The organism is Candidatus Andeanibacterium sp. (assembly GCF_057143545.1).
Genome location: NZ_DBNHSF010000158.1, coordinates 1 through 7,812, shown reverse-complemented (window position 1 = coordinate 7,812; position 7,812 = coordinate 1). Strand labels below are relative to the sequence as shown.

Annotated in this window: 8 protein-coding genes; 7 read left to right on the top strand and 1 reads right to left on the bottom strand. The window is 64.1% G+C overall.

All coding sequences use genetic code 11. The features are described 5' to 3' along the window. Positions 1-161: 161 nt before the first annotated feature. Positions 162-2,444 carry a phosphoribosylformylglycinamidine synthase subunit PurL gene (gene purL / locus AC16XC_RS09085; protein WP_484034329.1) on the bottom strand — a complete coding sequence of 761 codons (2,283 nt, stop codon included), beginning with the start codon at positions 2,442-2,444 and terminating at the stop codon, positions 162-164. 86 nt (positions 2,445-2,530) lie between these two features. On the opposite strand from purL, the gene AC16XC_RS09080 reads away from it, so the two are divergent. The 7 genes from AC16XC_RS09080 to AC16XC_RS09050 all read left to right on the top strand — a co-directional run. Continuing rightward, entirely contained in the window at positions 2,531-2,788 is a 258-nt protein-coding gene (locus AC16XC_RS09080; RefSeq protein ID WP_484034328.1) for an exodeoxyribonuclease VII small subunit, read from the top strand. A 9-nt stretch (positions 2,789-2,797) separates the two neighbouring features. Further along, positions 2,798-3,700, top strand: a complete 903-nt coding sequence (locus AC16XC_RS09075; RefSeq protein WP_484034331.1) for a polyprenyl synthetase family protein — start codon at positions 2,798-2,800, stop codon at positions 3,698-3,700. Beyond that, positions 3,700-4,212, top strand: a complete 513-nt coding sequence (coaD, locus tag AC16XC_RS09070; protein ID WP_484034327.1) for a pantetheine-phosphate adenylyltransferase — start codon at positions 3,700-3,702, stop codon at positions 4,210-4,212. The genes AC16XC_RS09075 and coaD overlap by 1 nt, the downstream gene beginning before the upstream one ends. A gap of 94 nt (positions 4,213-4,306) precedes the next feature. Beyond that, a complete protein-coding gene (locus AC16XC_RS09065; protein ID WP_484034330.1) occupies positions 4,307-5,038 on the top strand; it encodes a peptidylprolyl isomerase in 732 nt (243 codons plus the stop codon). A gap of 42 nt (positions 5,039-5,080) precedes the next feature. Next, positions 5,081-6,109 carry a tRNA preQ1(34) S-adenosylmethionine ribosyltransferase-isomerase QueA gene (queA, locus tag AC16XC_RS09060; protein ID WP_484034326.1) on the top strand — a complete coding sequence of 343 codons (1,029 nt, stop codon included), beginning with the start codon at positions 5,081-5,083 and terminating at the stop codon, positions 6,107-6,109. Positions 6,110-6,116: 7 nt separating this feature from the next. Then, positions 6,117-7,058: an ABC transporter ATP-binding protein gene (locus AC16XC_RS09055; RefSeq protein WP_484034325.1), complete on the top strand. Its 942-nt coding sequence runs from the start codon at positions 6,117-6,119 to the stop codon at positions 7,056-7,058. Beyond that, positions 7,055-7,812: ABC transporter permease (locus AC16XC_RS09050; RefSeq protein WP_484034324.1), on the top strand; the 758-nt coding region annotated here is incomplete at its 3' end. The genes AC16XC_RS09055 and AC16XC_RS09050, both read left to right, overlap by 4 nt.

Here is a 7,812-nt window from a genome sequence, read left to right as displayed (position 1 = left end):
AAGGGGAGAGGATAGCGCAGCTTGCGTCCGCAAGGGCGCTAGCGAAGCTGGGAGAGGGGTTTACGACGTTCGAGAGGTGGGAACCCCTCTCCAACTCCGGCTAGCGAACAAGTTCGCAAGCCTTCGTATCCTCTCCCCGTCCGGGGAGAGGGGAAGGACGGCTACCCCTCCATCCAGTCGCGGAAGAAGCTTTGATGCGCGGCACGGAGATCGGCGAGGGGGATGTTTGCCACAGGCGCATCCTCACCATCTGTCCAAGAAATGCTCACTCCTCCGGTCGCCCCTATCCAAGATGCTGAAATACCGGCAGCTTTGGCTTCGGCTTCGAATTCGGCCCAATCATCGCGTTCATACCAAGGGAAGGTGAGGATGTATCGGCCTTGATCCTCCGCAAAAGCGTCAAGCACAGTCTTGCCCATTGTCAAGACGTCGGCACCCATGTTGCCGGCCAACGCCATTTCAGCAAGCGCAACAGCAACACCACCATCTGAAACGTCGTGAACCGCTGTGACACGGCCCTCTTGTATCAGTTTGCGAACGAATTCACCGTTCGCCCTTTCCCTTTCAAGGTGGACTTGGGGTGGTCTGCCTTGTTCGATTCCCATGATTTCGCGCAGCCACAGCGATTGTTCGATTGAAGAGCCGAGCTCGCCAATCGTGTCGTCGCCATCAAGTGTAGAAAGCGGATTTCCACCCAGCACGACAATCGCCTCCCCTTCGGCCTTGAACCCGATTGTCGCCATCTTGGCGTAATCATCGATCAACCCAACCCCGCCAATCGCCGGTGTCGGCAAAATCGCGCTGCCGCCGCCGGTCGCCTTGCTCTCGTTGTAAAGCGACACATTCCCGCTCACGATCGGGAAATCGAGCGCGCGGCAGGCTTCGCCCATTCCCTCCAGGCAGCCCACGAACTGCGCCATGATCTCGGGCCGTTGGGGGTTGCCGAAATTGAGGCAGTTGGTCACCGCCAGCGGCCGCGCGCCGACCGCGCAGAGGTTGCGATAGGCCTCGGCGATCGCCTGCTTCCCGCCCTCATAGGGATCGGCGTAGCAATAGCGCGGGGTGCAGTCTGTGGTGATCGCCAGCGCCTTTCTCGTGCCGTGCACCCGCACCACCCCGGCATCGCCCCCGGTCTGCAAAGTGTCGGCGCCGACCTGGCTGTCATATTGCTCCCAGATCCAGCGGCGGCTGGCGAGATCGGGGCTGGCCATCAGCTTGAGCAAGTCCGCGCCGATATCGGTCGATTCCGGCACCTCGCCCAGCGGCTTCACCTGCGCCCAGGCCTTGTATTCCTCGCGGCTCAAATGCGGGCGGTCATATTCGGGCGCATCGTCGGCCAGCGGGCCGAGCGGAATGTCGCACACGACCTCGCCCTGCCATTCGAGCACCATATGCCCGGTATCGGTGACTTCGCCGATCACCGCGAAATCGAGCTCCCATTTCCTGAAGATCGCTTCGGCCATCGGCTCCTTGCCGGGCTTGAGCACCATCAGCATCCGCTCCTGGCTTTCGGAGAGCATCATCTCGTAGGGGGTCATGCCTTCTTCGCGGCACGGCACCTTGTCCATGTCGAGCCGGATTCCGGCGCCGCCCTTGCTGGCCATTTCGACGCTCGAGCTGGTCAGTCCGGCCGCGCCCATGTCCTGGATCGCGACGATCGCATCGGTCGCCATCAGTTCGAGGCAGGCTTCGATCAGCAATTTCTCGGTGAACGGATCGCCGACCTGCACCGTCGGGCGCTTTTCCTCGGCGTCTTCGGCGAAATCGGCGCTCGCCATGGTTGCGCCATGGATCCCGTCACGCCCGGTCTTCGAACCGACATAGACGATCGGATTGCCGACCCCGGTGGCGGCCGAATAGAAGATCTTGTCACTATCGGCGACGCCCACCGTCATCGCGTTGACCAGGATGTTGCCGTCATAGGCGGCATGGAAATTGGTCTCGCCGCCGATCGTCGGCACGCCGACGCAATTGCCGTAGCCGCCGATTCCCGCGACCACGCCCTTGACGAGGTGCTTCATCTTGGGGTTGTCGGGCCGCCCGAAGCGGAGCGCGTTCATGTTGGCGACCGGGCGGGCGCCCATGGTGAACACGTCGCGCAATATCCCGCCGACCCCGGTCGCCGCGCCCTGGTAGGGCTCGATGTAGCTCGGGTGGTTGTGGCTCTCCATCTTGAAGATGGCCGCCTGGCCGTCACCGATGTCGATCACCCCGGCATTCTCGCCCGGGCCCTGGATCACCCATGGGGCCTTGGTCGGCAGTTTCTTCAGATGCAGGCGCGAAGATTTGTAGGAGCAATGCTCGGACCACATGACCGAGAAGATTCCCAGTTCGACCAAATTGGGTGCGCGTCCCAGCGCATGCAGGACGCGCCGGTATTCCTCTTCGGACAGGCCGTGTTCGGCGACGATTTCGGGAGTCACGGCAGCGGGCGAATCTGGCATGCAGCGGCCCTTAGCCACCCGCTTCGTCCTTCGCTACCCCCGGCAAGCTTGACCCTGCGGCTTGTCCCCGTCATTGCTCGCATCCGATGAGCGAAAGCGCCCCAGACATTGCCCGAATGAGCTTCGAGGAAGCGCTGAAAGCGCTCGAAGAGGTCGTTCGGGCGCTCGAGACCGGCGAGGTTCCGCTCGACGAATCGATCACGCTCTACGAACGCGGCGAAACGTTGCGCAAGCACTGCCAGGCGCGGCTCGACGCGGCGCAGGCGCGGATCGAGAAAATCGTCGCCGGGCCCGACGGCAAGGCCAGGGGCACCGAGCCTCTCGATCCCGACGGGAGCAGCTAGGGCGTGGCCATCACCGGAGTGGTCGACAGTCTGCTCACGCGCGAGCTCGGGCGCATCCAGCGCGAGATCGATGCCAGTTTCGATGCCTTGCTGCCGGTGCCCGACGATGCGCGCGCGCGGCTGGTCGAAGCGATGCGCTATGCCGCGATCGGCGGCGGAAAGCGCATCCGGCCGCTGTTGCTGGCCGCGACCGCCGGGCTGTACGGAGTCGACCGCGATGCCGCGATCCGCGCCGGAACCGCGATCGAGGCAATCCACGTCTATTCGCTGATCCATGACGACCTGCCCTGCATGGACGATGACGATTTGCGCCACGGCAAGCCCACGCTGCACAAGTCCTTCGACGAAGCGACCGCCGTGCTCGCCGGGGATTCGCTCCATGCCTTGGCGTTCGAAATCCTCGCCAGCGAGCAGATGAGCGGCGATCCCTTCATCCGCGCGGAACTGACCTGGACGCTGGCCCGCGCGAGCGGCCATGGCGGCATGGCCGGCGGCCAGATGATGGACATGGCGTCGGACGGCTCGAACTTCGACCTCCACACGATCACGCGGCTGCAGCAACTCAAGACCGGCGCTCTGTTAACTGCAGCGGTCGAAATGGGCGCCGTGCTGGGGCACGTGCCGCATGAGGGGCGGGCGCATCTGAGGAATTATGCCCGCGATATCGGGCTGGCGTTCCAGATCGCCGACGATTTGCTCGACCATGAGGGCGACGAGGAGAAGGCCGGCAAGGCGCTCAGGAAGGACGAGCGACAGGGCAAGCAAACCTTCGTCTCGCTGCTCGGCCCCGAACGCGCGCGCGGCCAGGCCAATGCGCTGGTCGAGCAGGCGATCGGGCATCTTTCGAACCATGGCGAGGAAGCCGATTTGCTGCGCGCGGTGGCGCGCTATATTGTCGAGCGGGACAGATGATGAGCAGCCGCATCGGCCTTTATCCGGGAACTTTCGACCCGATCACGCTCGGCCATGCCGACATTATCCGGCGCGGCGCGAAGCTGGTCGACAAGCTCGTCATCGGCGTCACCACCAATCCGTCCAAGGACCCGATGTTCACGCCCGAAGAGCGGATGGCGATGGTCACGCGCGAAGTGGCCGCGCTCGGGCTCGACAATGTCGAGATCGTCGGCTTCGATGCGCTGCTGATGAAGTTCGCCCGCCAGCAGGGCGCGAGCATGGTAATCCGCGGGCTGCGCGCCGTGGCCGATTTCGAATACGAGTACCAGATGGCGGGAATGAACCAGCAGCTCGACGACGAGATCGAGACGGTGTTCCTGATGGCCGATGTCAGCCTCCAGCCGATCGCTTCCAAGCTGGTCAAGGAAATTGCGCTCTATGGCGGGGATATCGCGCCTTTCGTGAGCCCCGCCGTGCGCAACGAAGTCGTCCAGCGGGTCGAGCAGATCGGCCGGCAGGGCAATCTCTGAAGATAAATGCGCCGCCCCGATATCGTTCATTGAACAGCCAGTCCGCCGCCGCTAAAGCCCCCACCACATGATCTTCGAGAGATTTCCCCTTGCCATGGTGAAACGCCTGATCGCCGCGATTTCGGCCACGTTCCTGTTCGCGCTTGCCGGGGTCGCCCCGGCACAGGAGCAGAGCATGGACGTGCCGCAGCCGGAGGCCGGACCGCGGGTCTACCAGATGGTCAATTACAACCCACAGGAGGACCTTGAAAACATCCTCCTGCTCGACCTCTCGAACGGCAAGCGCGTTTCGATCCGGCTGATGCCGAGCTGGGCGCCCAACCATGTCGAGCGGATCAAGCAACTGACCAGGCGGGGCTTCTATGACGGGGTCATCTTCCACCGCGTGATCGACGGCTTCATGGCCCAGACCGGCGATCCGACCGGGACCGGGCAGGGCGGGTCCGACCTGCCCGACATGCAGCCCGAATTCAACATCCTGCCGCATGTCCGCGGGACCGTGTCGATGGCCCGCGCCCAGGCCGAGGACAGCGCCAACAGCCAGTTCTTCATCGTCTTCTATCCGCGCTTCGCGCTCGACCGGAAATATACCAATTTCGGCCGGGTGATTGCCGGGATGGACGCGGTCGACGCGATCGAGCGCGGCGAACCGCCGGACAATCCGACAATCGTGTTGCAGGCCTCGATCGCGGCCGACGGCAAGCCGCAGAAATTTCCCGAAGCCGCGGCGCCGACCGATTCCGAATTGATCACCGCCGACATGCTCAGCAATTCCTCGTCCGAACCTGACGAAAGCAGCGAAGACTTCGAACTGCAGGCAAACTAGCCGCGGGTTTCCAATCCCGGCCCACGCCTCTAGACGCGCGCCATGCGTGTTGATCTGTTCGATTTCGACCTGCCGCAGGAGCTGATCGCATTGCGCCCGGCGCGCCCACGCGATGCGGCGCGGATGCTGGTGGTCGATGGCGATCGCCCGTTTCGCGATGCGCATGTCCGCGACCTGCCCGCACTGCTGCGCAGCAATGACGTGCTGGTGTTCAACGACACCCGCGTGATCCCGGCGCAGCTCGAAGGGCGGAGAGGCGATGCGCGGATCGGCGCGACGCTGCACAAGCGGATCGACCTGCGCCGGTGGCAGGCGTTCATCCGCAACGCCAAGCGGGTGCGGCCGCATGACGTGCTCGAATTTCCCGCCGGAGTCTCCGCGCTGGCGCAGGAACAGCACGACGACGGCAGCTTGACGCTCGAATTCCTCGGCGACGAGCCGGTCGAGGTGCTGCTCGAACGGGCGGGGCGGATGCCGCTGCCGCCCTATATTGCCGGAAAACGCGCTACCGACGAAGCCGACCGGCAGGATTACCAGACGATCTTCGCCCAGAAGGACGGCGCGGTCGCGGCCCCGACCGCCGCGCTCCATTTTACGCCCGAATTGCTCGCCGCGCTCGACCAGGCGGGGGTGCGGCGCGAGGTCCTGACGCTCCATGTCGGGGCGGGCACCTTCCTGCCGGTCAAGGCCGAGGACACCGCCGATCATGTGATGCATGCCGAGTGGGGCCGGATCGACGCCGCGACCGCCGATCGCCTTAATGCCGCGCGGGCCGCGGGCGGGCGGATCATCGCGGTTGGCACCACCTCGCTGCGCCTGCTTGAAAGCGCGGCGGACGAAGATGGCACGATTCGGCCGTTCGAAGGCGATACCGCGATCTTCATCACCCCGGGCTACCGCTTCAAGGCGGTCGATGGGTTGATGACCAATTTCCACCTGCCCAGATCGACCCTGTTCATGCTGGTCTCGGCGCTGATGGGGCTGGAGCGGATGCAGGCGGCCTACCGGCACGCTATTGTGCAACGCTACCGCTTCTACTCCTATGGCGATTCCTCGCTGCTCATTCCATAAGGCCCCTGTGAACGACGCGATTCTCGATATCAGGGGCCTGTCCAAGACCTATAAGGGCGGGGTGAAGGCACTTGACGGGGTCGATCTGACGATCCGCAAGGGCGAGATTTTCGCGCTGCTTGGCCCCAACGGCGCGGGCAAGACCACGCTGATCGGGGCGGTCTGCGGACTGCTCAATCCCACCGGCGGGACCATTGCGGCGTTCGGGCTCGATGTGGCGCGCCACTGGCGGCAGGTGCGCCGGCGGATCGGGCTGGTGCCGCAGGAACTCTCCTTCGACATGTTTGCCAAGGTGATCCATTCGGTGAATTATTCGCGCGGCATGTTCGGCTGCGCGCCCGATCCCGGCCGGATCGAGGAAGTGCTCCGCTCGCTGTCATTGTGGGACAAGCGCGACGCCAAGATCCGCGAATTGTCGGGCGGGATGAAGCGCCGGGTGATGATCGCCAAGGCGCTGAGCCACGATCCCGACCTGCTGTTCCTCGACGAGCCGACCGCCGGGGTCGATGTCGAATTGCGGCGCGACATGTGGAAGCAGATCGGCGCCCTGCGCGACCGCGGGACCACGATCATCCTCACCACCCATTATATCGAGGAGGCCCAGGAGATGGCCGACCGGGTGGGGGTGATCAACCGGGGCAAGCTGCTGCTGGTCGACGACAAGCAGGCGATCATGGCGCAACTCGGGCGGAGCGAGGCGCGGATCGCGCTCTCGGCTTCGCTCGCTGCGGTGCCTGCCGCGCTCGAAGGATGGCAGGCCGAGCTCGAGGATGGCGGGCACACGCTGGTCTATCGCAGCGGCGAAGGCGCCGGAAAACGCGAGGTCGCCGATTTCATCAAGGCGGTGATCGCGGCGGGAATCGATTTCGAAGGCATCGTGACCCGGGATTCGAGCCTCGAGGACATCTTTGTCGATCTCGTCGTCAATGGCGAGAAGGCGGCGGCATGAATTTCCGGGGCGCGGCGGCGATCTTCCACAACGAACTGATGCGGTTCTTTCGCACTGCCGGTGGCTCGCTGTTCTCGCCGGTGCTGACGACCTCGCTCTATTTCGTCGTGTTCGGGGCCGCGATGGGGAGCCAGATCAGGGAGATCGGCGGCGTGTCCTACGGGGCCTTCATCGTGCCCGGCCTGCTGATGCTGACCCTGCTCAGCGAAAGCACGTCGAATGCCAGCTTCGGGATCTACATGCCGCGCTTCACCGGGGCGATCTACGAATTGCTCAGCGCGCCGATCGGGGTCGCCGAAACGCTGATCGGCTTCGTTGGCGCGGCGGTGATGAAATCGCTGATCATCTCGGGGATCATTCTCCTGACCGCGCTGCTGTTCGTCGATTATTCGATCGCGCATCCGCTGCTCGCGATCGGCTATATCGTGCTTGTCGCTACCGCCTTTTCGCTGTTCGGCTTCATCCTGGGGCTGTGGGCCGACGGGTTCGAGAAGCTTTCGATCATCCCGATGCTGGTGCTCACCCCGCTGACCTTCCTTGGCGGGACCTTCTATTCGATCAACATGCTGGCCGAGCCGTGGCGCACGATTGCCCAGTTCAACCCCGTCTTCTACCTCATCAACGGGTTGCGCTGGACCTTCACCGAGTCTTCCGACGTCCCGATCGGGATCGCCTTTGGCGCCACGCTCGGCTTTGTCGCGATCTGCGTCGTGGTGATCGCGGTGATCTTCCGCACCGGCTGGCGCTTGCGCGG